Consider the following 24,016-nt stretch of genomic DNA (forward strand, 5'->3'; position numbering starts at 1 on the left):
CGTCAGGAGGGGGGATAGAGTGCCGGAGGGCGATGTCGCCATCCGGCAAGGATTATCAATGCGCCGCTGGCGAACTATGCTGGCGATGACGGGACACAAAGCCGAGCGCAAAGCACATCATAAAGACCACCGCATACAGACCATTCGCGGTGAGTAACGCCGCCTGTGGGCCGCTGTGCGCTACAATCGGGCCGGTGACGACGAAGGTCAGCATCGTTCCGATGGTGCCGCAGGTCAGAATAAAGTTAACCAGCTTAGGCGAGGCCACTTTCGTTTGCTGCGATCCCAGCGTAATGATGGAGGTATAAATGGCGCTGGAGAAGAAGCCCAGCATCAGAATAAACCACGGCATATGCGCCTGCGTGCCGGTAATAAACAGATACATCAGTACCGCCGCCATACCCGCCAGTACGGTCAGGATGCGTTGCAGATCGAAAAAGCGCAGGATAAAGCTGAACGCCCACATGCCAAACATATAGGACATCCAGAAATCACTCACCAGCGCCCCGGCGTCATTCAGGCTCATGCCGAGGCCTTTGGCGTATTCCGGCACCCAGGAGATAAAGCCCAATTGACCGAGGATATAGCACAGCGCGGCGACGGCCAGAAACAGTACGCCAATGCCCCATTTTTCTTTGACGACAGGCGCCTGAGAGTGCTGCGCATGTTTACCCAGCGCCGGAAATTCACAGCCGAAGGTCAGGATAAAAATCGCCAGGTAGACCAGGCCGATGCAGGCGTAGACCCAGTACCACTCAATACTACGCGCCAGCAGGAAGGCGGCGACCATAGGAAAAATCATCCCCGCCATGCTGAAGAAGGAGTCGGTAAACAGCAGTCGGGAACCACGCTGACGCCCTTCATACAGTTGCGTAATCAGGAAGGTGCCAATCGACATGGTGATCCCGCTGACCAGCCCCAGCACAAACATCGCCGCTGAGAACAACGCCAGGCTATGGCTGAACATCAGCCCGGCTACCGCCAGCACCATCAGGATAAAACCAAAGCGTAGCTGTGTTTTCAGCGGGATGATTTCCATCAGCCACGCGTTGAGGAAGATCGAGATCAAAATCCCGGCGTTCAGAAAAGTAAAGGTGTTACTCATGCTGGAAACGGGCAGCTGAAAATAGTCTGCGATATTTCCCATCACCATCCCGGTGACAATCACCAGCGCCCCGGTCAGGGCGTAGGAAAGAAAGCTGATCCATGTGAGCTTGATGCGGTTGCTGTTAGTCATGTCTGGCCTTGAAGAGAAGTGAAGCGCGTGGAGGGCGCGTTAAGCGGGCAGATTTTAGGCGCTTTTGTGATGTATTTAAATAATTATTAATGATAGTAATGTTCATTGCATTTTTTAATGTGATGTTTGTCACATCATATTGCAAGGACAAGGCGTTGCGTCGTAACGTTACATTTGTTTCATGTACGTAAAATTAGGTAAAGGGCTGGCCTGGCCCAGGAAGGCTCTTTAGAATCATTCCACTTGCTTTATTTCTGCTCTCTTTAAGGAAATCTCATGCTCAAATCGACTCTGGCGGCTGTCGCAGCTGTTTTCGCTCTTTCTGCTCTTTCTCCCGCAGCGTTGGCAGCAAAAGGCGATCCTCATGTGCTGTTAACCACCTCCGCCGGGAATATTGAGCTGGAGCTGAACAGCCAGAAAGCGCCGGTTTCTGTGAAAAACTTTGTCGATTACGTCAACAGTGGTTTCTATAACAACACTACGTTTCACCGCGTTATTCCTGGCTTTATGATTCAGGGCGGTGGTTTTAACGAGCAGATGCAGCAGAAGAAACCGAATCCGCCGATTAAGAATGAAGCCGACAACGGCCTGCGTAATACTCGCGGCACGATCGCGATGGCGCGCACCGCAGATAAAGATAGCGCCACCAGCCAGTTCTTTATTAACGTCGCGGATAACGCTTTTCTCGACCACGGCCAGCGCGACTTTGGCTATGCGGTATTTGGTAAAGTGGTAAAAGGTATGGATGTCGCCGATAAAATCTCACAGGTACCGACGCACGATGTCGGGCCTTATCAGAATGTGCCGACAAAACCAGTCGTTATCCTTTCCGCGAAAGTCCTGCCATAAAACATGCCTGCGCGGGCGCGAGCCGCCCGCGTTTTCTCCCTGTCTCAGCGTAACCTGAAATTGCTGCTTATACTTGTGGTCAAGCACAGGCATATTCAGGGAGGCCCGGTGAAGAAACTTACCGATAAACAAAAGTCACGCTTTTGGGAACAGCGGCGCAACGTTAACTTCCAGCAAAGCCGCCGTCTCGAAGGTATTGAGATCCCCTTAGTAACCCTGACCGCCGATGAAGCGCTGGTACGTCTTGACGAGCTTCGGAGGCACTATGAGCGATAAATTTGGCGAAGGGCGCGATCCGTACCTCTATTCGGGGCTGAATGTGATGCGTAATCGGCTTGGGATTCATCAGGCCCAGCGACTGGCGCAAGCGGCATACGAAATGACCGCGCTCCGCGCCGCTACGATTGAACTGGGGCCGCTGGTACGCGGCTTGCCTCATCTGTGCGCGATTCATCGCCAGCTCTATCAGGATATTTTCGACTGGGCAGGGCAACTGCGGGAGGTCGATATTTACCAGGGCGATACCCGTTTTTGCCACTTTGCCTATATCGAAAAAGAGGGCAACGCTCTGATGCAGGATCTGGAAGAAGAGGGCTACCTGGTTGGTCTGGCGCACGAGAAGTTTGTCGAGCGGCTGGCGCATTACTACTGTGAAATTAATGTGCTTCATCCGTTTCGTTTGGGGAGCGGGCTGGCGCAGCGCATCTTCTTTGAACAACTGGCGCTACATGCAGGCTACGCGCTGAGTTGGCAAGGTATTGCGGTTGACACATGGAATCAGGCGAACCAGAGCGGCGCGATGGGCGATCTCTCCGCTTTGCGGGCGATTTTTCAGAAAGCGATAAGCGAAGCTCGCGAAACTGAGTAAAATAGGGCGGTTCTACTCACCCGGAGCCGCCATGATCCTGCTTATCGATAACTATGATTCCTTTACCTGGAACCTCTACCAGTATTTTTGTGAACTGGGCGCGGAAGTGCAGGTCCGGCGCAATGATGCGCTGACGCTGGCGCACATTGACGCTTTGAACCCGCAAAAAATCGTTATCTCTCCTGGCCCCTGTACGCCAAATGACGCTGGCATTTCACTGGCGGTCATCCGCCATTATGCCGGACGTATTCCGATGCTGGGCGTTTGCCTTGGGCACCAGGCGATGGCGCAGGCCTTTGGCGCGTCGGTGGTGCGGGCAGCGAAAGTGATGCACGGTAAAACGTCATCTGTTACGCATAATGGACAGGGCGTGTTTCGGGGATTGCCCAGCCCGTTAACCGTGACACGTTACCACTCGCTGATTGTCGACCCTGCCACGTTGCCAGAGTGTTTTGAGATCACCGCCTGGAGCGAAACGCAGGAGATTATGGGCATTCGCCACCGCGAGTGGGATCTGGAAGGCGTGCAGTTCCACCCGGAAAGTATTCTTAGTGAACAGGGACACGCGCTACTGGAAAATTTTCTTCAACGTTGATTAATGGTTGTCATTGAGTGATTTTTTATTCATATTTTGTGAGTATAATTTCACTGAATTTTCTGCTTAACCGGGTGGTAATGATATGGCAACTGAACAAACGGCTATTACGCGCGCAACTTTTGATGAGGTGATTCTGCCTGTTTATGCACCGGCGGACTTTATTCCGGTCAAAGGTAAAGGCAGCCGCGTATGGGATCAGCAGGGCAAAGAGTATATCGATTTCGCCGGCGGGATTGCAGTGACTGCGCTGGGCCATTGCCATCCGGCGCTGGTCGAGGCGCTGAAATCCCAGGGGGAAACCTTGTGGCATACCAGTAACGTTTTTACCAATGAACCGGCGTTGCGTCTGGGACGTAAACTGATCGACGCCACGTTTGCCGAGCGCGTGCTGTTTATGAATTCCGGCACCGAAGCAAACGAAACCGCTTTTAAACTGGCGCGTCATTATGCCTGCGTGCGCCATAGCCCGTTCAAAACGAAAATCATTGCCTTCCATAACGCCTTTCATGGCCGTTCCTTGTTTACCGTCTCTGTCGGCGGGCAGCCAAAATATTCCGACGGCTTTGGGCCGAAACCCGCCGATATTATTCACGTTCCCTTCAACGATCTTCATGCGGTGAAAGCGGTAATGGATGACCACACCTGCGCGGTGGTGGTCGAGCCGATTCAGGGTGAAGGCGGCGTGCAGGCGGCTACACCGGAATTCCTCAAAGGGTTACGCGACCTGTGTGACGAGCATCAGGCGTTGCTGGTGTTTGATGAAGTGCAGTGTGGGATGGGGCGCACCGGAGACCTGTTTGCCTATATGCACTACGGCGTCGCGCCGGATATCCTCACCAGCGCCAAAGCGTTAGGCGGCGGTTTTCCGGTGAGCGCCATGCTGACCACGCAGGAAATAGCCTCGGCCTTCCATGTAGGTTCGCATGGTTCAACCTATGGCGGCAATCCGCTGGCCTGTGCGGTGGCTGGCGCGGCATTCGATATTATTAATACGCCAGAGGTACTACAAGGCATTCACACTAAGCGGCAACAGTTTGTGCAACATTTGCAGGCGATTGACGAGCAATTTGACATTTTCAGCGATATTCGCGGCATGGGGCTGCTGATTGGCGCGGAACTGAAACCGAAGTACAAAGGTCGGGCGCGCGATTTTCTGTACGCAGGCGCGGAGGCTGGCGTGATGGTGCTCAATGCCGGAGCCGACGTGATGCGTTTTGCCCCGTCGCTGGTGGTGGAAGAGGCGGATATCCATGAAGGAATGCAGCGCTTTGCGCAGGCGGTAGGGAAGGTGGTGGCCTGATGGCGGATTGCCGGATAAGCGTAGCGCATCCGGCAGTCGGTCTTAACCTTTTGTATCCCGTAGCCGCTTACTCAGCCAGATACCGTGATGCGGACGCTGACGCCAGGCCATCGACGAAATGGTGTGCATGGTGTTCAGATGGCCGATGATGCGCTGTAAATGTTGTTCCAGAGTGCTCAATAAGCCATGTGACGGCATGTCCGGCGACTCCAGAATGTTGACATCGCCGGAGCCGCCTGGCCTGTCGTACTCCAGGCGCTGCTGGCAGCGCTGAATCGCAATCTCGCAAGATTCCAGATAGCGCTGCGCCAGATCCGGCGTCAGCATGGTGTGTTCCCGCGCCAGCGTCGTCATGGCGTTGATATGCTCGACAATAAACTGGCTGTGCGTGACCCACAGTTTCATATCCGACAGATAGTGGGTATTGAATCCGGGTTCCTGCATTGCCTGATTTAACGAGTTGAATAACGTGTTATGCGCCTGGTTGACCCGCATTCTTTGATAAGCGAGCGGGGTGGCCTGCGGATCGTTACTGAGGATCAGTCGGATAGCTTCTTGATCGGCTTCCAGCGCATCATGGGCGTTTTTACGTAATAGCCCGCTTTGCCATTGCGGCCACAGCCAGACCATGCCGCCAAAGGCAATTAAACAGCCAATCAGCGTATCGATCAGCCTCGGCACAATAAACTGCTCTCCGTTTAGCGTCAGTAACTGGATGGTGTATACCGCCGTCACCGTAAAGCCGACCGTCGCCCAGCCGTAGTTTTTACGAATAATCAGATAACTTGCCAGCGTGAGTACCAGCATGACCGCCAGCGTAATGCTTTCGGGAATATGTAAGTGCAGCGTGACGCCGGCAATCACCAGGCCGACCAGCGTTCCGACCGAACGGTGCAGAATACGCACGCGCGTCGCGCCATAGCCGTTTTGGGTGACAAACAGCACCGTCATGAGTATCCAGTACGGTTTAGGCAGGTGCAACGCACTGCCCATCAGACTGGCGATGCTCATCATCACGCTGATGCGTCCGGCGTTGCGTAGCGCCGGCGATTTAAGAGACATATAATTTTTCAGCGCCGGAAGTAGCGGCAAACGACGCTGTTTATCGGCCATCAGGTCGCGGGCGTACAGCGGTCGCTGAGTACGCAGCACACGGGCGATTCGACTGAAGTGCCAATAGCAGAACTGGCCTACCGGATTTTCAGGATGCTGATTGGCGATCTTCTCCAGAGCGCCAATCTGTTTTTCCATGGAGAAGCGCGTCGGCAGACGATGATAAAGAATGTCATCCGCCAGCACGCGCAGACGGGCGGCGACCGTTTGCGCATTCCAGCGAATCACCTCTTCCGCATGGCTGCGTTCTACCAGTTTCTGTACCTCTTCCGGCTGATGCAAGCTGACGGAGATGTGCTCCTGCAAATCCATCGCTTCCTGAAAAGCCCGCAACAGGCGCTTGTAATCATTATTGTTGTGCGCCGAAAGCATATGCATCTGTTGGTAACACTGGGTAATGAGATCGACCGCTTTTTGCTGGCGTATCAGCAGGGGAGGCAGCGCTTTTTCCGGATCGATATGTTGGGTGAGCAGGCTGTATTTCGCTTCACAATAATCGGCCAGTTCACGGTATAACAAACTCAATGACTCGCGCAGCGGCTGTTCGCGCCATAGCCAGAACCAAAACCAGTTAAACACGCCGTACCATAGCGTGCCCAGCGCATAAATGAGCAGCGGCTCCCAGACGGGCATGTATCCCGCAAGGCTCAGGGTAAAGATGGCGGCAATCAGCGACGCTGGCAGTAGCCGCGCGTGAAGCGGGCTAATTTCCGCCGTCACGCCAAGCACCAGCGTCAGCCCGGTCAGGATCAACGGCAGGGGGATGGATTCCGCCAGCAGAAGTTGCGTTACCAGACTGCATCCGGCGAACAGCGACGCGCCGATGATCAGGCGTTTAAAAAAACGTTTGTGCGGGGTATCCAGACCTGCAATGTTGCAGCAGGCGGGAACGAGAGAGAAAAGCAAGCCCAGGTGTAGCTGGCCTATCAATAAACCGACAGCCACAGGCAGGCACAGCACCAGCGTTTGCCGTAGTGCGTAATTAATCTCTGGGTGATAAATCAGTCTTCGCCACATCGATGCAAACAAAAATGGCGCATGATAAAACGCGCCATTCTGACGGGATTAACGGGTGCCGTAGACGACGATGGTCTTGCCATGCGCGGAGATCAGGTTTTGATCTTCCAGCATTTTCAAAATACGACCAACGGTTTCGCGGGAGCAGCCGACGATCTGGCCGATTTCCTGACGGGTGATTTTGATCTGCATCCCATCCGGGTGCGTCATGGCATCGGGCTGTTTCGCCAGATTCAGCAGCGTCTGAGCGATACGCCCGGTGACGTCAAGGAAGGCGAGGTTACCTACTTTTTCAGAGGTGACTTGTAAGCGACGAGCCATCTGGGAAGAGAGGCGCATCAGAATATCCGGGTTGACCTGGATTAATTGGCGAAATTTTTTGTAGGAAATTTCAGCGACCTCACATGCGGTTTTCGCACGTACCCAGGCGCTGCGTTCCTGGCCTTCTTCAAACAGGCCCAGTTCACCAATAAAATCACCCTGATTCAGATAAGAAAGGATCATTTCTTTCCCTTCCTCATCTTTGATCAGCACTGCCACGGAGCCTTTAACGATGTAGTACAGCGTTTCTGCTTTTTCACCCTGGTGAATCAGCGTGCTCTTTGACGGGTACTTATGAATGTGGCAATGAGACAAGAACCATTCAAGAGTCGGGTCTGTTTGCGGTTTGCCAAGCACCATGCGCGGTTATCCTCTGTTATAAGCTGTCTCCAGAGCCAGAAAACGGCACTGTCTCTGGGGTTGCAAAAATATACTTCCCGCTACCTGGGAAGGGGGCTACGAAAATAGATTGTAGCCTGTAATGTGATGTCCTCTGCATACATGCAGTACGTCAATGTATTACTGTAGCATCTTGTCTGTTTTAGCATAGCTTTCGCCGTGTGTCTCCTGGTGTCTCGCTTCAGCATGACCCAGGTCGCCTTCCATTGCGACTTTTGTTGTATGCGCGTAATCTTTCAGGAAAATTGAAACATTGGAGTTACGAAATATGCAAGCGCGTGTAAAGTGGGTTGAAGGACTCACATTCCTCGGAGAGTCCTCCTCCGGCCACCAGATTTTAATGGATGGCAACTCCGGTGACAAAGCGCCGAGTCCGATGGAGATGGTATTAATGGCGGCTGGCGGATGTAGCGCTATTGATGTGGTATCAATCCTGCAAAAGGGCCGTCAGAATGTCACCAACTGCGAAGTGAAGCTGACATCCGAGCGCCGGGAAGACGCGCCGCGCCTGTTTACGCACATTAATCTGCATTTTATCGTTACCGGCAGCGATCTGAAAGAGGCTGCCGTCGCGCGCGCTGTCGATCTCTCCGCGGAAAAATATTGCTCGGTAGCGCTAATGCTGGAAAAAGCGGTCAATATTACCCATTCGTATGAAGTGATTGCGGCGTAACATGTGATGCCGGATGGCGGCGTGGCTTTATCCGGCCTACCCGTTTTTATCTCGTAGGCCCGATAAGCGTAGCGCCATCGGGCATTTCACCGCGGTTATTCGATTTTTTTGCCTTCCATTAATCGTTGCACCAGCGGCAACATAATCAGCTCCATCGCCAGCCCCATTTTGCCGCCCGGCACCACTAATGTATTAATGTGAGAAATGAACGAGCCCTGGAGCATCGCCAGAAGCCAGGGAAAATCGATCCCTTCCAGATTGCGGAAATGGATCACCACAAAACTCTCATCCAGCGAGGGAATACCTTTTGCGGCGAACGGATTGGACGTGTCGACGGTCGGCACGCGCTGGAAGTTAATATGGGTACGCGAGAACTGCGGCGTAATGTAATTGATGTAGTCGTCCATGGAACGCACCACGGAATCCATCACCGCTTCACGGGAGTGTCCGCGCTCGCTGGTGTCGCGAATCAGTTTCTGAATCCACTCGAGGTTGACGATAGGCACCACGCCAACCAACAGATCAACATGACGCGCGACATCATGTTGCGGGGTGACGACGCCGCCGTGCAGTCCTTCATAAAACAGCACATCGGTCGGTTCGGGTAGCGGCTGCCAGGGCGTAAACGTGCCGGGAACCTGATTCCACGGTACGGCTTCATCATAGGTATGCAGATATTTACGCGACTGGCCTTTACCCGTCTGCCCGTACTCAATAAAGGTATGTTCCAGTAGGCTGAAGTCATTGGCTTCAGGGCCGAAATAGCTGATATGCCGCCCGGCGTCACGCGCTTTGCGGATCGCCATGTCCATTTCCGGGCGGGTGTAACGATGAAAACTGTCGCCTTCCACCTCGGCGGCGTGCAGATTTAACTGCGCGAAAATTTTACGAAACGCGAGACTGGTGGTGGTGGTCCCCGCGCCGCTTGACCCTGTTACTGCTATCACCGGATGTTTGGCTGACATGGCAACTCCATGATTGAGCTTTAATAATAATGTATTGTCGGCAAAGGCGTTTTATTCGCGAAACTGCTTTTTCGGCATAATATTGACCGTTTCATGTAATTCAGACCATACCAGCACGGCCTCGCCGGATTGCAGTTGGCGTTTTACGTCAGCGACTTTTTGTTCAAGCGAACGTTCATGTTCACCATAATCGGTGCCTTCGCGCAACACAAAGCTTTCGATCAGGTTGTCCAGCGTGTCGGGGGCGAGCCCCTGCCAGGGAATGATCATGATGACGCCTCCAGGTACGTTGTCAGCCAGTCAGGAATTCGGCGTTCCAGCCACATTTCAGGGCGCAGCGGCGTACCGCCGATAAATCCTACGTGTCCGCCATGCTCAGTCAGCTGATACTCCACCTGCGGGGGCAGATCTTCCGCTTTAGGGATCACGTGATGATCCATAAACGGATCGTCTTTAGCGTGAATAATCAGCGTCGGTTTAGCAATCTGGTTAAGCAACGGCATGGCGCTACACTGACGATAGTAGTCGATGGCGTCGGCAAAGCCGTGAATTTTCGCGGTGATCAGGTCGTCAAACTCGCGAATACGGCGCATTGATTTCAGTTGCGCCAGATTCACCGGCAGCGACCCGGGATACGCCGCCAGCTTGCGTGACGCATTCGCTTTTAACAGATTAAGCAAATAACGCTGATAGACGCGGGAAAACCCTTTGTCCATGTGGTAGCTACAGGCTTCGAGAACAAAGGGCGCAGAAACAATCACCGCCGCCTCGATGGGAATATCGCGGCCTTCTTTCGCCAGCAGGCACGCCAGCATATTACCGCCGAGCGAATAGCCCACGGCGGCTGTCGGAACGGCGCCGAACTCCCGCTGTAACCAGCGTAAAAACCAGGCTCCGTCCTCCGTTTCACCGGAGTGGTAAATACGATTCAGACGGTTGGGTTCGCCGCTACAGCCGCGAAAGTGCATCACCACGCCCAGCCAGCCGCGCTTTTGCGCCGCCTCAATCAGCCCGTGGGCATAGGGGCTGTTCAGGCTGCCTTCCAGACCGTGAAAGACCACCAGCCGCGGTTTATGCTTTGCCTGTTGCGGTTCTTCGCTCCATGCCAGATCGACAAAATCGCCGTCCGGTAGCTCCAGCCGCTGCCAGTGGGCGTTGAACTTCACTTTGCGGCGGATTAAGCGCGGCAGCATAGTTTGTAAATGGCGATTACGAATGCCACGCATGGGAATAAATTCATGCGAGTCATTGACAGGCGGGGTCATTTCTGTGGACGTGATCTCAACCATAGCACCAGAACAATTGATAATTGGAAACAATACTATACCGCGCATAAGGTTCACAGATTAGTCAATATGTGATTTTACGTTCAATTGGTCGTCTGGCGAAATAAAATTGCGCCTCATTTCACCAGAGGGGGCGGTATGCAAGGCGCGCGCAATACCCCACAGAAATCGCGTGAACCTCTGCATCAGCCGAATTAATCGTGGTAGTGTGGCAACACGATAGTTATGTGACTCAAGGAGAAGGCATGTCGAAGACACTTTTACAGATCCATTTTAACTTTAGCGGCCCTTTTGGTGAGGAGATGACTCAGCAACTGGTCGGGCTGGCGGAGTCTATCAATGAGGAGCCGGGCTTCATCTGGAAAATCTGGACAGAAAGCGAGAAAAACCAGCAAGCTGGCGGCATTTACTTGTTTGAATCCGAAGAAACGGCGCAGGCTTATATTAAAAAACACACTGCGCGTCTGAAAAATCTTGGCGTTGATGAGGTGACGTTTACATTATTTGGCGTGAACGACGCGCTGACGAAAATAAATCACGGCAACCTTTGCCGCTAAATCACATAACGCAGCCTTCTGTTCCGGTGCTGCCGACCGCAACGGTAATCTTTATACCAGGGCGAGTACCTAAGAGGCCTTTATGGACGAACAGCGGACAACGAACGTTCTCTTTCAGCGTGTGCAGCGCCTCGGCGGTGCGGGCGATGTTACCCTTCTCCACAAACATCATGAAGATGGTGAGCTTGCGGAAGGTAATGTCATCGGTGATTGGCAGGTTCATCGTCCGCCCCGTGCGTTAGAGCCTATCCCAGTAGGCGTAATTGTTGAAGCCAGTTTGGGGCCGGACAGCGCGCAGAAACCGTGAGGATTTCGAGCACTGCCCGGCCCTAAAATGGCGAATAAAATAGCTTAATGGGATAGGCTCTTAGTCGTTCTGCATCATCTGCTCAAGCTGCTCCTGCGCCTCAAGCCATGCCATTTCACATTCTTCCAGCCCGGATTTGGCGCTGGCCTGCAGTTGCAGACACTCGGTCATCTCCGCTTTACGGCTTGGGTCATACAGGCTGCTGTCGCCAAGCTTCTCTTCCGCCTGCGCCAGTTGGGCGTTGAGCTTTTCCATCTCTTTTTCCAGACGGGTAATCTCTTTACGCAGCGGCTGCGTTAGAGTGCGTAGCTCGGCTTCGCGACGCTTCTGATCTTTGCGTGACTGAGCGCTGTTGGCGTTGTTTTCCTTCGGTGCGTCGTCGGCCTGGTTTTCCTGTTTCTGCACGTCACTCAGCCACTGCTGATAATCCTCCAGGTCGCCGTCGAACGGTTCGACCTTTTTGTCGTGAACCAGATAGAGGTCGTCAGTGGTGGAGCGAATCAGGTGGCGGTCGTGCGACACGACGACCAATGCGCCTTCGAAATCAATCAGCGCTTCGGTGAGCGCCTGACGCATGTCGAGATCCAGGTGGTTGGTCGGTTCATCGAGCAGCAGCAGATTTGGACGCTGCCAGACGATCAGCGCCAGTACCAGGCGCGCTTTCTCGCCGCCGGAGAAACGTTGCGTCTCTTCCGTTACTTTGTCGCCCTGGAAACCGAAGCCGCCGAGATAGTCGCGCAGCTTCTGCTCCAGTTCCTGCGGCGCCAGACGCGCCATATGTTGCAGCGGGGATTCATCGGCGCGCAGGAACTCCAGTTGGTGCTGGGCGAAGTAGCCGAGCTTAATGCCTTTGGCGAGGCCGATTTCACCGTGCAACGGTTCCAGTTCGCCCGCCAGCAGCTTGATCAGCGTCGATTTCCCCGCGCCGTTGCGACCCAGCAGGCCGATACGCGAGCCGGGCACCAGGTTCAGCTTGATGGATTCCAGAATGATGCGATCGCCATAACCTGCGCTGACTTTTTCCATCTTCAGCAGCGGGTTCGGCAGGCTTTCCGGCGCGCGGAAGCTGAAATGGAACGGGTTGTCGACATGAGCCGGCGCAATCAGCTCCATACGCTCCAGCATCTTGATACGGCTTTGCGCCTGCTTGGCCTTGGTGGCCTTGGCGCGGAAACGGTCGATGTAGCTTTGCAGATGCGCCACACGTTCCTGCTGACTCTCATACATCGCCTGCTGTTGCGCCAGGCGCGTGGCGCGCTGAACTTCAAACGCGCTGTAGTTGCCGGTGTACTCGAACAGAGTCTGCTGTTCGATATGGATAATTTTATCCACTATCGGGTCAAGAAAATCGCGATCGTGGGAGATCAGAATCAGGGTGCCCGGATAGCTCTTCAGCCATTTTTCCAGCCAGATAACGGCATCCAGATCGAGGTGGTTGGTCGGTTCGTCGAGCAGCAGTAAATCGGAACGGCAAATCAGCGCCTGGGCCAGGTTAAGGCGCATCCGCCAGCCGCCGGAAAAGTCGCTGACCGGACGTTCCAGCTGATCGTTAGAGAAGCCGAGGCCGTGTAACAGGCTGGCGGCGCGCGAGCGAACGGTCCATGCGTCGATGGCGTCCAGCTTGCCGTGTATGGAGGCGATAGCATGTCCGTCGTTACGTTCGTTGGCGTCGTTAAGCTGCGCCTCCAGATGCCGGTATTCACGGTCGCCGTCAATGACATACTCAATCGCTGGCTGAGGCAACGCAGGTGTTTCCTGATTCACCCACGCTAATTGCCAGGTTCCGGGCAGGGTAAAACTCCCGGCATCGGCGCTGATTTCATTTTTTAGCAATGCCAGCAGGGTAGATTTACCGCAGCCGTTTTTACCCACCAGGCCGACTTTCTGGCCTGGATTAATGGTAGCCGAGGCATTGTCCAGTAGGACGCGCACGCCGCGACGAATTTGTAACGAGGAGAAAACAATCATAAGGCGCCGTATGTTCAGACTATGTTAATTTATCATTATGATAATGTAATATTCGGGCGTACCGCCGCGCTGGAGCGCAATGGTAGCTCAAAACAACAACGATACACAAAATCATTCAGGCCGCCTTTGGTGAGAGACAAGAATATCTCTCATTAATCCCCAGCGGCGGACATAGAGTACGTTCCTGAGTTGAACAAACGCTGTCAACGTAGAAGCGGCCTGAAGAATGGCATGTATCGACCCAAAACAACCGGGAGGGGGATTGATGTCTCAGCCAGCGAAAGTCTTGCTGTTGTATGCCCATCCGGAATCTCAGGACTCGGTTGCTAACCGGGTACTGCTTAAACCGGCCATACAGCACAATAACGTAACCGTGCACGATCTTTATGCGCGCTATCCTGATTTTTTTATCGACACGCCCTATGAACAAGCCCTGTTACGTGAGCACGACGTCATTGTTTTTCAGCATCCCCTTTACACCTATAGCTGTCCGGCTTTACTGAAAGAATGGCTTGATCGCGTTTTGAGTCGAGGGTTCGCCAGCGGACCAGGGGGAAACCAACTGGTGGGAAAGTACTGGCGTAGCGTGATTACGACCGGCGAGCCGGAGAGCGCTTACCGGTATGACGCGCTAAACCGCTACCCAATGAGCGATGTACTCCGCCCTTTTGAACTGACCGCGGCCATGTGCCGGATGCACTGGATGCCGCCCATTATTGTGTACTGGGCGCGCCGCCAGTCGCCGCAGACGCTGGCCAGTCATGCGAAAGCCTATGGCGAGTGGCTGGCGAATCCTGTGAGCGCGGGAGGCTATTGATGGAAGGTGCTGATTTATTGACCGCGGGAGTGTTGTTCCTCTTCGCAGCGGTAGCGGCGGTGCCGTTAGCCGCGAGGCTGGGCATCGGCGCGGTATTAGGTTATCTGCTGGCGGGAATTGCGATTGGCCCGTGGGGGCTGGGATTTATCAGCGACGTTGACGAGATCCTGCACTTTTCCGAACTGGGCGTCGTGTTTCTGATGTTTATCATTGGTCTCGAACTCAATCCGTCACGGCTTTGGCAACTGCGGCGCTCTATCTTCGGCGTCGGCGCTGCTCAGGTGCTGTTAAGCGCGGCGGTGCTGGCGGGATTATTGATGCTTGCTGATTTCTTATGGCAGGCGGCGGTCGTCGGCGGGATTGGCCTGGCGATGTCTTCGACGGCGATGGCGCTACAACTGATGCGCGAGAAAGGCATGAGTCGTAGCGAGTCCGGGCAGTTAGGGTTTTCCGTCTTACTGTTTCAGGATTTAGCGGTGATCCCCGCGCTGGCGTTGGTGCCTTTATTGGCGGGATCGGCCGACGAGCATTTCGACTGGTTTAAAGTGGCAATGAAGGTACTGGCTTTCGCGGTAATGCTGATTGGCGGTCGTTACCTGCTGCGCCCGGTATTTCGTTTTATTGCTGCGTCTGGCGTGCGGGAGGTCTTCACTGCCGCGACGCTGTTGCTGGTGTTGAGCGCCGCCTTATTTATGGATGCGCTGGGACTGTCGATGGCCCTGGGAACCTTCATTGCCGGCGTTTTACTGGCAGAGAGCGAATACCGGCATGAGCTGGAAAATGCTATCGATCCCTTTAAAGGTTTACTGCTTGGGCTGTTCTTTATCTCCGTCGGTATGTCGCTAAATCTCGGCGTACTTTATACCCATTTACTGTGGGTGGCGGCGAGCGTTGTTATTCTGGTCGTCATAAAAATGCTGACGCTGTATCTGCTGGCGCGGCTATATGGAATAAGAAGTTCTGAACGGATGCAGTTTGCCAGCGTGCTGAGTCAGGGGGGCGAGTTCGCTTTTGTGCTCTTTTCTACCGCCTCTTCTCAGCGCCTGTTTCAGGGCGATCAGATGGCGTTATTATTGGTGACTGTCACATTATCAATGATGACCACGCCGCTACTGATGAAAGGGATTGATAAGTGGTTATCGCGCCGTCTTAATGGCCCGGAAGAGAATGATGAAAAGCCGTGGGTTGAGGATGATAAGCCCCAGGTGATTGTCGTCGGCTTTGGCCGTTTTGGTCAGGTGATCGCTCGCTTATTGATGGCGAATAAGATGCGTATCACCGTGCTGGAACGCGATATCGGCGCCGTTAATCTGATGCGCAAATATGGTTATAAAGTGTATTACGGCGACGCTACACAAGTCGAGCTGCTGCGTTCTGCGGGCGCGGAGGCGGCAGAGTCGATAGTCATCACGTGTAATGAACCGGAAGACACGATGAAGCTGGTGGAGTTGTGTCAGCAGCATTTTCCTCATCTGCATATTCTTGCGCGAGCGCGTGGACGTGTGGAGGCCCATGAGTTATTACAGGCTGGCGTCACGCAGTTTTCCCGTGAAACGTTTTCCAGCGCGCTGGAACTGGGACGTAAAACTCTGGTGTCGTTAGGTATGCATCCGCATCAGGCGCAACGCGCGCAGTTGCATTTTCGTCGGCTGGATATGCGAATGCTGCGGGAGCTGATCCCGGAGCATAGCGACATGGTACAGATTTCGCGCGCCAGAGAGGCCCGACGCGAGCTGGAGGAGATTTTTCAGCGCGAAATGCAACAGGAGCGGCGCCAGCTGGATGGCTGGGATGAATTTGAGTAGGGGTAAAACAATGGCAATCCGTAAACGTTTTATTGCAGGCGCGAAATGTCCGGCCTGTCAGGCGCAGGATACAATGGCGATGTGGCGTGAAAATAATGTCGATATTGTTGAATGCGTTAAGTGCGGGCATCAAATGCGGGAAGCGGATAAAGACGTTCGCGAGCATGTTCGCAAAGAAGAGCAAGTGATCGGGATTTTTCATCCGGACTAGCGATATGCCGCAGGTTTTTTTAAGCTAAGGGGTACACGGCTGCAGAATTCCGCTACAATCTGCGCCACTATTCTTCCCATGCTCAGGAGATATCATGAAAGTAGCAAAAGACCTGGTGGTCAGCCTGGCCTATCAGGTACGTACAGAAGACGGTGTGTTGGTTGATGAGTCTCCGGTGAGTGCGCCGCTGGATTACCTGCACGGCCACGGCTCTCTGATCTCTGGCCTGGAAACGGCGCTGGAAGGCCATGAAGTTGGCGACAAATTTGATGTCGCTGTTGGCGCGAACGACGCTTACGGCCAGTATGACGAAAATCTGGTGCAGCGTGTGCCTAAAGACGTCTTTATGGGCGTTGATGAACTGCAGGTAGGGATGCGTTTCCTGGCGGAAACCGACCAGGGCCCGGTACCGGTAGAAATTACCGAAGTGGAAGACGATCACGTTGTGGTTGATGGTAACCACATGCTGGCTGGCCAGAATCTGAAATTTAACGTAGAAGTTGTTGCGATTCGTGAAGCGACTGAAGAAGAACTGGCTCACGGTCATGTTCACGGCGCGCACGATCACCACCACGATCACGGTGAAGACGGCTGCTGTGGCGGTCATGGTCATGACCATGGTCACGAGCACGGCGGCGAAGGCTGCTGCGGCGGTGGTGGTAAAGGCGGCTGCGGCTGCCATTAATCCCCGTCGTCTTTCAAGCCACCGCGGTGTTGGCTACGCTTTCAAACCCCGGTCACATAGTTATCTATGCTCCCGGGGAATTTTCAAGCTTGCCGCCTTGCTGTGACTCGAAATCCTTAGGGTATTATCATTGGTTCGATAAATCATCGGGCACAAAAAAAGCGGGTTAACCCCGCTTTTTTTTCGTCTCAATAATGCGGCGGCGGCGTTTCTTCTGCCTGAGAGGCGATATTTGACGGCTGACTGGCTTTTAACTTTTCCGTGAGCAAACGCAGATGATCGCGCAGCTTCGCCATCTCCATTTCATGTGCGGTTACCGTCAGGTTTAGTTCTTCTATGGTAATCTCCTGGAACGCCAGACGGCTTTCCAGTTCAGCCAGACGAGCTTCCATCGTGATATCCTGCATGATGTACCTCTTTATGTTGTCTCCGTCGGCGGATTCTACTTAACTTTACCGGCTTTCACAGCAACCATTACGCGCCCTGCGAAACTAATTTAAACAAAAAGAGTCTGAAAAGAAGTGATAATAGGGCGTGTTCGTATGTTGATTTGTTCTGCAACGATTTATAGTACGCTTCTTACGTAAGTTAACATGGGGCGAGATGCCCCGGCCCTGGAGATATGGATGAAATCACTGTTTAAAGCCACGCTGCTGGCAACTACGATGGCCGTTGCTATGCACGCACCGATCACTTTTGCTGCTGATGCGGCGAAACCGGCAGCTACCGCTGATAGCAAAGCAGCATTTAAAAACGACGATCAAAAAGCGGCTTATGCGCTGGGCGCCTCGCTGGGTCGTTACATGGAAAATTCGCTTAAAGAGCAGGAAAAGTTGGGCATTAAACTGGATAAAGATCAGTTGATTGCCGGCGTTCAGGATGCCTTTGCCGATAAGAGCAAACTGTCCGATCAGGAAATTGAGCAAACGCTGCAGACGTTTGAAGCACGCGTGAAGAGCGCTGCTCAGGCGAAGATGGAAAAAGACGCTGCCGATAACGAAGCAAAAGGTAAAACGTTCCGCGACGCTTTTGCTAAAGAGAAAGGCGTGAAAACCTCCTCTACCGGCCTGCTTTACAAAGTAGAGAAAGAAGGCACAGGCGAGGCGCCGAAAGATAGCGATACCGTTGTGGTGAACTACAAAGGTACGCTGATCGACGGTAAAGAGTTTGATAACTCTTACACGCGCGGCGAACCGCTCTCCTTCCGTCTGGACGGCGTTATCCCTGGCTGGACTGAAGGGCTGAAAAATATTAAGAAAGGCGGCAAGATCAAGCTGGTTATCCCACCTGAGCTGGCCTACGGTAAAACGGGCGTTCCGGGGATCCCGGCAAACTCAACCCTGGTATTCGACGTAGAGCTGCTGGATATCAAACCAGCGCCGAAAGCGGATGCTAAACCTGCCGATGCGGCTGACGCTAAAGCCGCAGATGCTGCTAAAAAATAAAAACTGAGAGCCGCCGCTTGTAATAGCGGCGGTTTTTTTATGCAGGCCGGATATATTACTCACCATAATTTGATTTGCGGATAACGGCGCTTGCGCTGGTCGTTAAGGGCGAGACCGTAGGCTGAATGACCGCCAACGCACACGTAGTCTGAAATAGACGAGCAAATTAGTACTGGAAAGAGGAACCCTCACTGTATTAATTTAATCATCCGCGTAAATAATGAGCCTGCCCTGAAAACATAACGACAGGCTCCTGAAAAGGAGTGTTTTTTTTCATGTCCAGGTCGCTTTTAACCAACGAAACCAGTGAACTTGATTTGCTGGATCAGCGTCCCTTCGAGCAAACCGACTTCGATATTCTGAAATCCTACGAAGCGGTAGTGGACGGGTTAGCGATGCTTATAGGTTCCCATTGTGAAATCGTATTGCACTCTTTGCAGGATCTAAAATGTTCAGCCATTCGTATTGCCAATGGCGAACATACGGGCCGTAAAATTGGCTCGCCGATTACCGACCTGGCGTTGCGCATGTTGCACGACATGACAGGGGCGGACAGTAGCGTGTCGAAATGCTATTTCACGCGCGCGAAAAGCGGTGTCTTGATGAAGTCGTTGACGATTGCCATTCGCAACCGCGAGCAGCGTGTCATTGGTCTACTGTGCATCAACATGAATCTTGATGTGCCATTTTCACAGATTATGAATACCTTTATTCCGCCGGAAACACCGGAAGTCGGCTCAGCGGTTAATTTTGCCTCCTCAGTCGAAGATTTAGTCACCCAGACGCTGGAGTTCACGATCGAAGAAGTGAATGCCGATCGTAATGTCTCTAACAACGCGAAAAATCGTCAGATCGTCCTTAACCTGTACGAAAAAGGCATTTTCGATATTAAAGACGCCATTAACCAGGTAGCCGATCGTCTGAATATCTCAAAACACACGGTTTACCTCTATATTCGCCAGTTCAAAAGCGGCGATTTTCAGGGGCAGGATAAATAATGCGTTATGCCATTATGGTCACCGGGCCGGCATATGGCACCCAGCAGGCCAGCAGCGCATTGCAGTTCGCCCACGCGCTGCTCAATGAGGGGCATGAGTTAGCCAGCGTCTTTTTCTATCGGGAAGGGGTCTATAACGCCAATCTCCTGACCTCGCCGGCGAGCGATGAATATGATCTGGTACGCGCCTGGCAGAAATTGAATACGCAGCATGGCGTAGCGCTGAACATCTGTGTCGCGGCGGCGCTTCGTCGCGGTATTATTGATGAAACTGAAGCCGGCAGACTGGCGTTGCCGTCCGCCAATCTTCAGCCGGGCTTTACGCTAAGCGGCCTGGGCGCGCTGGCGGAGGCATCTCTCACCTGCGATCGGGTGGTGCAGTTTTAATGAAACGTATTGCATTTGTCTTTTCCACCGCGCCGCACGGCAGCGCCTCAGGCCGTGAAGGACTGGATGCGCTGCTGGCGACGTCAGCGCTAACGGAAGCGCTGGGCGTCTTTTTTATCAGCGACGGCGTCTTTCAGTTATTACCGGGACAAAAACCAGACGCTGTGCTGGCGCGTGACTATATTGCTACTTTCAAGCTCTTTGATTTGTACGATATTGATCAATGCTGGATCTGCGCGGCATCGCTGCGCGAGCGTGGTCTGGAGAACATTAATTTTGTGGTAGACGCCACGCCGCTGGAACCCGTGGCGTTACGCCGCGAGCTTGGCAACTATGATGTCATCCTGAGATTCTGAGGCGTTTATGCTGCATACCTTACCTCATTGCGCTTCGAGCGTTGATTTTCCCGCTTTGCTGCGCCTGCTAAAAGAGGGCGATGCGCTTTTGTTGCTCCAGGATGGCGTTACCGTCGCGATTGAAGGTAACCGCTTCCTTGAAAGTCTGCGCGATGCCCCCATAACAGTCTATGCCTTGAAAGAAGACATTGACGCCCGCGGCCTGGGTGGTCAAATTTCAGACAGTGTCGTCAGGGTTGACTATACTGAGTTTGTCAGACTCACGGTTAAGTATGCCAACCAGATGGCCTGGTGATGGCGGGATCGTTGTATATTTCTTGACACCTTTTCGACACCGCCCTAAAATTCGGCGTCCTCATATTGTGTGAGGGCGTTTTATTACGTGTTTACGAAGCAAAAGCTAAAACCAGGAGCTATTTAATGGCAACAGTTAACCAGCTGGTACGCAAACCACGTGCTCGCAAAGTTGCGAAAAGCAACGTGCCTGCGCTGGAAGCATGCCCGCAAAAACGTGGCGTATGTACTCGTGTATATACTACCACTCCTAAAAAACCGAACTCCGCACTGCGTAAAGTTTGCCGTGTTCGTCTGACTAACGGTTTTGAAGTGACTTCCTACATCGGTGGTGAAGGTCACAACCTGCAGGAGCACTCCGTGATCCTGATCCGTGGCGGTCGTGTTAAAGACCTCCCGGGTGTTCGTTACCACACCGTTCGTGGCGCGCTTGACTGCTCCGGCGTTAAAGACCGTAAGCAAGCTCGTTCTAAGTACGGCGTGAAGCGTCCTAAGGCTTAATGGTTCTCCGTTAAGTAAGGCCAAACGTTTTAAATTAATGTCAAACTAAACTCGTAGAGTTTTGGACAATCCTGAATTAACAACGGAGTATTTCCATGCCACGTCGTCGCGTCATTGGTCAGCGTAAAATTCTGCCGGATCCGAAGTTCGGATCAGAACTGCTGGCTAAATTTGTCAATATCCTGATGGTAGATGGTAAAAAATCTACTGCAGAATCAATCGTATACAGCGCGCTGGAGACCCTGGCTCAGCGTTCTGGTAAATCTGAACTGGAAGCTTTCGAAGTCGCTCTCGAAAACGTTCGCCCGACTGTAGAAGTTAAATCCCGCCGTGTAGGTGGTTCTACTTATCAGGTACCAGTTGAAGTCCGTCCGGTCCGTCGTAATGCTCTGGCAATGCGTTGGATCGTAGAAGCTGCTCGTAAACGCGGTGATAAATCCATGGCTCTGCGCCTGGCGAACGAACTTTCTGATGCTGCAGACAACAAAGGTACTGCAGTTAAGAAACGTGAAGACGTTCACCGTATGGCAGAAGCCAACAAGGCGTTCGCACACTACCGTTGGTAATCCCTTCGGAGTCATAGTCACCAGGCGGGCGCTTCAGGTAAGTCGCCCGTTTTGGATAACTTAACTGAACGCCTAAAGATATCAACGAGGAATCAAATGGCTCGTACAACACCCATCGCACGCTACCGTAATATCGGTATCAGTGCGCACATCGACGCCGGTAAAACCACTACTACCGAACGTATTCTGTTCTACACCGGTGTAAACCACAAAATCGGTGAAGTTCATGACGGCGCAGCTACCATGGACTGGATGGAGCAGGAGCAGGAGCGTGGTATTACTATCACCTCCGCAGCGACTACTGCATTCTGGTCTGGTATGGCTAAGCAGTATGAACCGCATCGCATCAACATCATCGACACCCCGGGGCACGTTGACTTCACTATCGAAGTAGAACGTTCCATGCGTGTTCTCGATGGTGCGGTAATGGTTTACTGCGCAGTTGGTGGTGTTCAGCCGCAGTCTGAAACCGTATGGCGTCAGGCAAACAAATACAAAGTCCCGCGCATTGCGTTCGTTAACAAAATGGACCGCATGGGCGCGAACTTCCTGAAAGTTGTTGGTCAGATCAAAACCCGTCTGGGCGCGAACCCGGTTCCGCTGCAGCTGGCAATTGGTGCTGAAGAAGGTTTCACCGGCGTTGTTGACCTGGTGAAAATGAAAGCCATCAACTGGAACGATGCCGACCAGGGCGTTACCTTCGAATACGAAGATATCCCGGCTGACATGCAGGACCTGGCTAACGAATGGCACCAGAACCTGATCGAGTCCGCCGCAGAAGCTTCTGAAGAGCTGATGGAAAAATACCTGGGTGGTGAAGAACTGACTGAAGAAGAGATCAAACAAGCTCTGCGTCAGCGCGTTCTGAACAACGAAATCATCCTGGTAACCTGTGGTTCTGCATTCAAGAACAAAGGTGTTCAGGCGATGCTGGATGCGGTAATTGATTACCTGCCATCCCCGGTAGACGTACCTGCGATCAACGGTATTCTGGACGACGGTAAAGATACTCCGGCTGAGCGTCACGCAAGCGACGACGAGCCGTTCTCTGCGCTGGCGTTCAAAATCGCTACCGACCCGTTTGTGGGTAACCTGACCTTCTTCCGTGTGTACTCCGGTGTGGTTAACTCTGGTGATACCGTACTGAACTCCGTGAAAACCGCACGTGAGCGTTTCGGTCGTATCGTTCAGATGCACGCTAACAAACGTGAAGAGATCAAAGAAGTTCGCGCGGGCGACATCGCGGCTGCTATCGGCCTGAAAGACGTGACTACCGGTGACACCCTGTGTGAGCCGGAAAACCCGATCATTCTGGAACGTATGGAATTCCCTGAGCCGGTAATCTCCATCGCGGTAGAACCGAAAACCAAAGCTGACCAGGAAAAAATGGGTCTGGCTCTGGGCCGTCTGGCGAAAGAAGACCCGTCATTCCGCGTATGGACTGATGAAGAATCTAACCAGACCATCATCGCTGGTATGGGTGAACTTCACCTGGATATCATCGTTGACCGTATGAAGCGTGAATTCAACGTTGAAGCTAACGTGGGTAAACCTCAGGTTGCTTACCGCGAAGCGATTCGCGCGAAAGTTACCGACATCGAAGGTAAACACGCGAAACAGTCTGGTGGTCGCGGTCAGTATGGTCATGTTGTTATCGACATGTACCCGCTGGAGCCGGGCTCTAACCCGAAAGGTTACGAGTTCATCAACGACATCAAAGGTGGTGTAATTCCTGGCGAATACATCCCGGCCGTTGATAAAGGCATCCAGGAGCAGCTGAAATCTGGCCCGCTGGCGGGTTATCCGGTAGTTGATCTCGGCGTGCGTCTGCACTTCGGTTCTTACCATGACGTTGACTCCTCTGAGCTGGCGTTTAAACTGGCTGCGTCTATCGCCTTTAAAGAAGGCTTTAAGAAAGCAAAACCAGTTCTGCTTGAGCCGATCATGAAGGTTGAAGTAGAAACACCTGAAGAGAATACCGGTGACGTTATCGGCGACCTTAGCCGCCGTCGTGGTATGCTCAAAGGTCAGGAATCTGAAGTTACAGGCGTTAAGATCCACGCTGAAGTACCGCTGTCTGAAATGTTCGGATATGCAACTCAGCTGCGTTCTCTGACCAAAGGTCGCGCATCGTACACTATGGAATTCCTGAAGTATGATGATGCGCCGAACAACGTTGCTCAGGCCGTAATCGAAGCCCGTGGTAAATAAGCCGCAGGGTTAAAAACCAAAATCCCGTGCTCTCTCCTGAAGGGGAGAGCGCTATAGTAAGGAATATAGCCGTGTCTAAAGAAAAATTTGAACGTACAAAACCGCACGTTAACGTCGGCACCATCGGCCACGTTGACCACGGTAAAACTACCCTGACCGCTGCAATCACCACCGTACTGGCTAAAACCTACGGCGGTGCTGCTCGTGCATTCGACCAGATCGATAACGCGCCGGAAGAAAAAGCGCGTGGTATCACCATCAACACTTCTCACGTTGAATACGA

Annotated in this window: 29 protein-coding genes; 20 read left to right on the forward strand and 9 right to left on the reverse strand. The window is 53.0% G+C overall.

Annotated elements, in window-relative coordinates:
* Window positions 1-55 precede the first annotated feature (55 nt).
* Complete coding sequence (gene tsgA / locus NA197_RS12225) at window positions 56-1,237, reverse strand: MFS transporter TsgA (protein ID WP_064043242.1); 1,182 nt, start codon at window positions 1,235-1,237, stop codon at window positions 56-58.
* Between the two features lie 276 nt (window positions 1,238-1,513).
* Here tsgA and ppiA point away from each other — a divergent pair, with 276 nt between their 5' ends.
* From ppiA to argD, 5 genes are all read left to right on the forward strand, one after another.
* Window positions 1,514-2,086 carry a peptidylprolyl isomerase A gene (gene ppiA / locus NA197_RS12230; protein ID WP_000920478.1) on the forward strand — a complete coding sequence of 191 codons (573 nt, stop codon included), beginning with the start codon at window positions 1,514-1,516 and terminating at the stop codon, window positions 2,084-2,086.
* Between the two features lie 108 nt (window positions 2,087-2,194).
* Complete coding sequence (locus tag NA197_RS12235) at window positions 2,195-2,362, forward strand: YhfG family protein (RefSeq protein ID WP_001521109.1); 168 nt, start codon at window positions 2,195-2,197, stop codon at window positions 2,360-2,362.
* On the forward strand, window positions 2,352-2,954 hold the full coding sequence (locus NA197_RS12240) for a putative adenosine monophosphate-protein transferase Fic (RefSeq protein WP_064043241.1): 603 nt from the start codon (window positions 2,352-2,354) through the stop codon (window positions 2,952-2,954). The genes NA197_RS12235 and NA197_RS12240 overlap by 11 nt, the downstream gene beginning before the upstream one ends.
* A 31-nt stretch (window positions 2,955-2,985) precedes the next feature.
* The gene (gene pabA / locus NA197_RS12245; protein WP_000601882.1) at window positions 2,986-3,549 is read left to right on the forward strand and encodes an aminodeoxychorismate synthase component 2; all 564 of its coding nucleotides are present in this window, start codon (window positions 2,986-2,988) and stop codon (window positions 3,547-3,549) included.
* 85 nt (window positions 3,550-3,634) lie between these two features.
* On the forward strand, window positions 3,635-4,852 hold the full coding sequence (argD, locus tag NA197_RS12250) for a bifunctional acetylornithine/succinyldiaminopimelate transaminase (RefSeq protein ID WP_064043240.1): 1,218 nt from the start codon (window positions 3,635-3,637) through the stop codon (window positions 4,850-4,852).
* 42 nt (window positions 4,853-4,894) lie between these two features.
* Here the strand turns inward: argD and NA197_RS12255 are convergent, their stop codons facing one another.
* Window positions 4,895-6,982: a YccS/YhfK family putative transporter gene (locus NA197_RS12255; protein ID WP_000269311.1), complete on the reverse strand. Its 2,088-nt coding sequence runs from the start codon at window positions 6,980-6,982 to the stop codon at window positions 4,895-4,897.
* 48 nt (window positions 6,983-7,030) lie between these two features.
* The gene (gene crp, locus NA197_RS12260; RefSeq protein WP_000242758.1) at window positions 7,031-7,663 is read right to left on the reverse strand and encodes a cAMP-activated global transcriptional regulator CRP; all 633 of its coding nucleotides are present in this window, start codon (window positions 7,661-7,663) and stop codon (window positions 7,031-7,033) included.
* A gap of 307 nt (window positions 7,664-7,970) precedes the next feature.
* Between crp and NA197_RS12265 the strand changes: the two genes are divergently transcribed.
* Window positions 7,971-8,375, forward strand: a complete 405-nt coding sequence (locus tag NA197_RS12265) for an OsmC family protein (protein ID WP_001148919.1) — start codon at window positions 7,971-7,973, stop codon at window positions 8,373-8,375.
* Between the two features lie 95 nt (window positions 8,376-8,470).
* Here the strand turns inward: NA197_RS12265 and NA197_RS12270 are convergent, their stop codons facing one another.
* Genes NA197_RS12270 through NA197_RS12280 form a run of 3 tightly spaced genes read right to left on the reverse strand, consistent with a single transcriptional unit; the run spans window position 8,471 to window position 10,674 of the window.
* On the reverse strand, window positions 8,471-9,340 hold the full coding sequence (locus NA197_RS12270) for a phosphoribulokinase (protein ID WP_001274690.1): 870 nt from the start codon (window positions 9,338-9,340) through the stop codon (window positions 8,471-8,473).
* A gap of 51 nt (window positions 9,341-9,391) precedes the next feature.
* Window positions 9,392-9,610, reverse strand: a complete 219-nt coding sequence (locus NA197_RS12275) for a YheU family protein (protein ID WP_000586568.1) — start codon at window positions 9,608-9,610, stop codon at window positions 9,392-9,394.
* On the reverse strand, window positions 9,607-10,674 hold the full coding sequence (locus tag NA197_RS12280) for a hydrolase (RefSeq protein WP_001214115.1): 1,068 nt from the start codon (window positions 10,672-10,674) through the stop codon (window positions 9,607-9,609). Before NA197_RS12280 ends, NA197_RS12275 begins: the two co-directional genes overlap by 4 nt.
* 197 nt (window positions 10,675-10,871) lie before the next feature.
* Between NA197_RS12280 and NA197_RS12285 the strand changes: the two genes are divergently transcribed.
* The gene (locus tag NA197_RS12285; RefSeq protein ID WP_000047690.1) at window positions 10,872-11,183 is read left to right on the forward strand and encodes a monooxygenase; all 312 of its coding nucleotides are present in this window, start codon (window positions 10,872-10,874) and stop codon (window positions 11,181-11,183) included.
* A gap of 1 nt (window position 11,184) precedes the next feature.
* Here NA197_RS12285 and NA197_RS12290 read toward each other — a convergent pair whose 3' ends face one another.
* Complete coding sequence (locus NA197_RS12290; RefSeq protein WP_064043239.1) at window positions 11,185-11,406, reverse strand: LysR family transcriptional regulator; 222 nt, start codon at window positions 11,404-11,406, stop codon at window positions 11,185-11,187.
* A 144-nt stretch (window positions 11,407-11,550) separates the two neighbouring features.
* Entirely contained in the window at window positions 11,551-13,458 is a 1,908-nt protein-coding gene (locus NA197_RS12295; RefSeq protein ID WP_000634756.1) for an ABC transporter ATP-binding protein, read from the reverse strand.
* A 265-nt stretch (window positions 13,459-13,723) separates the two neighbouring features.
* On the opposite strand from NA197_RS12295, the gene kefG reads away from it, so the two are divergent.
* The 4 genes from kefG to slyD all read left to right on the forward strand — a co-directional run bounded on the left by kefG (window position 13,724) and on the right by slyD (window position 16,976).
* Window positions 13,724-14,275, forward strand: a complete 552-nt coding sequence (kefG, locus tag NA197_RS12300; RefSeq protein WP_000081820.1) for a glutathione-regulated potassium-efflux system ancillary protein KefG — start codon at window positions 13,724-13,726, stop codon at window positions 14,273-14,275.
* Window positions 14,275-16,080: a glutathione-regulated potassium-efflux system protein KefB gene (gene kefB / locus NA197_RS12305; protein WP_064043238.1), complete on the forward strand. Its 1,806-nt coding sequence runs from the start codon at window positions 14,275-14,277 to the stop codon at window positions 16,078-16,080. The genes kefG and kefB overlap by 1 nt, the downstream gene beginning before the upstream one ends.
* Window positions 16,081-16,090: 10 nt before the next feature.
* The gene (locus tag NA197_RS12310) at window positions 16,091-16,291 is read left to right on the forward strand and encodes a YheV family putative zinc ribbon protein (RefSeq protein WP_001007735.1); all 201 of its coding nucleotides are present in this window, start codon (window positions 16,091-16,093) and stop codon (window positions 16,289-16,291) included.
* Window positions 16,292-16,385: 94 nt separating this feature from the next.
* On the forward strand, window positions 16,386-16,976 hold the full coding sequence (gene slyD, locus NA197_RS12315) for a peptidylprolyl isomerase (protein ID WP_000861341.1): 591 nt from the start codon (window positions 16,386-16,388) through the stop codon (window positions 16,974-16,976).
* A 188-nt stretch (window positions 16,977-17,164) separates the two neighbouring features.
* On the opposite strand, the gene NA197_RS12320 is transcribed toward slyD, so the two are convergent.
* Window positions 17,165-17,383: a protein SlyX gene (locus tag NA197_RS12320; protein WP_001152701.1), complete on the reverse strand. Its 219-nt coding sequence runs from the start codon at window positions 17,381-17,383 to the stop codon at window positions 17,165-17,167.
* Window positions 17,384-17,602: 219 nt separating this feature from the next.
* On the opposite strand from NA197_RS12320, the gene fkpA reads away from it, so the two are divergent.
* The 9 genes from fkpA to NA197_RS12365 all read left to right on the forward strand — a co-directional run.
* Window positions 17,603-18,421, forward strand: a complete 819-nt coding sequence (fkpA, locus tag NA197_RS12325; RefSeq protein WP_000838227.1) for an FKBP-type peptidyl-prolyl cis-trans isomerase — start codon at window positions 17,603-17,605, stop codon at window positions 18,419-18,421.
* A 275-nt stretch (window positions 18,422-18,696) separates the two neighbouring features.
* A complete protein-coding gene (locus NA197_RS12330; RefSeq protein WP_000091471.1) occupies window positions 18,697-19,419 on the forward strand; it encodes a helix-turn-helix transcriptional regulator in 723 nt (240 codons plus the stop codon).
* On the forward strand, window positions 19,419-19,805 hold the full coding sequence (gene tusD, locus NA197_RS12335) for a sulfurtransferase complex subunit TusD (protein ID WP_001268010.1): 387 nt from the start codon (window positions 19,419-19,421) through the stop codon (window positions 19,803-19,805). The genes NA197_RS12330 and tusD overlap by 1 nt, the downstream gene beginning before the upstream one ends.
* On the forward strand, window positions 19,805-20,161 hold the full coding sequence (gene tusC / locus NA197_RS12340; protein ID WP_000820704.1) for a sulfurtransferase complex subunit TusC: 357 nt from the start codon (window positions 19,805-19,807) through the stop codon (window positions 20,159-20,161). The genes tusD and tusC overlap by 1 nt, the downstream gene beginning before the upstream one ends.
* Window positions 20,162-20,168: 7 nt before the next feature.
* A complete protein-coding gene (gene tusB, locus NA197_RS12345; protein ID WP_000903400.1) occupies window positions 20,169-20,456 on the forward strand; it encodes a sulfurtransferase complex subunit TusB in 288 nt (95 codons plus the stop codon).
* Between the two features lie 125 nt (window positions 20,457-20,581).
* The gene (gene rpsL, locus NA197_RS12350) at window positions 20,582-20,956 is read left to right on the forward strand and encodes a 30S ribosomal protein S12 (RefSeq protein WP_000246815.1); all 375 of its coding nucleotides are present in this window, start codon (window positions 20,582-20,584) and stop codon (window positions 20,954-20,956) included.
* Between the two features lie 95 nt (window positions 20,957-21,051).
* Window positions 21,052-21,522: a 30S ribosomal protein S7 gene (gene rpsG, locus NA197_RS12355; RefSeq protein ID WP_001138042.1), complete on the forward strand. Its 471-nt coding sequence runs from the start codon at window positions 21,052-21,054 to the stop codon at window positions 21,520-21,522.
* 96 nt (window positions 21,523-21,618) lie between these two features.
* Window positions 21,619-23,733 (forward strand): elongation factor G, encoded by a 2,115-nt coding sequence (gene fusA, locus NA197_RS12360; protein ID WP_064043237.1) that lies wholly within the window; start codon window positions 21,619-21,621, stop codon window positions 23,731-23,733.
* 71 nt (window positions 23,734-23,804) lie between these two features.
* Window positions 23,805-24,016: GTP-binding protein (locus NA197_RS12365; RefSeq protein WP_000031661.1), on the forward strand; the 212-nt coding region annotated here is incomplete at its 3' end.

It is taken from the genome of Salmonella sp. NW884 (assembly GCF_051700745.1).
Lineage (GTDB): Bacteria > Pseudomonadota > Gammaproteobacteria > Enterobacterales > Enterobacteriaceae > Salmonella > Salmonella enterica.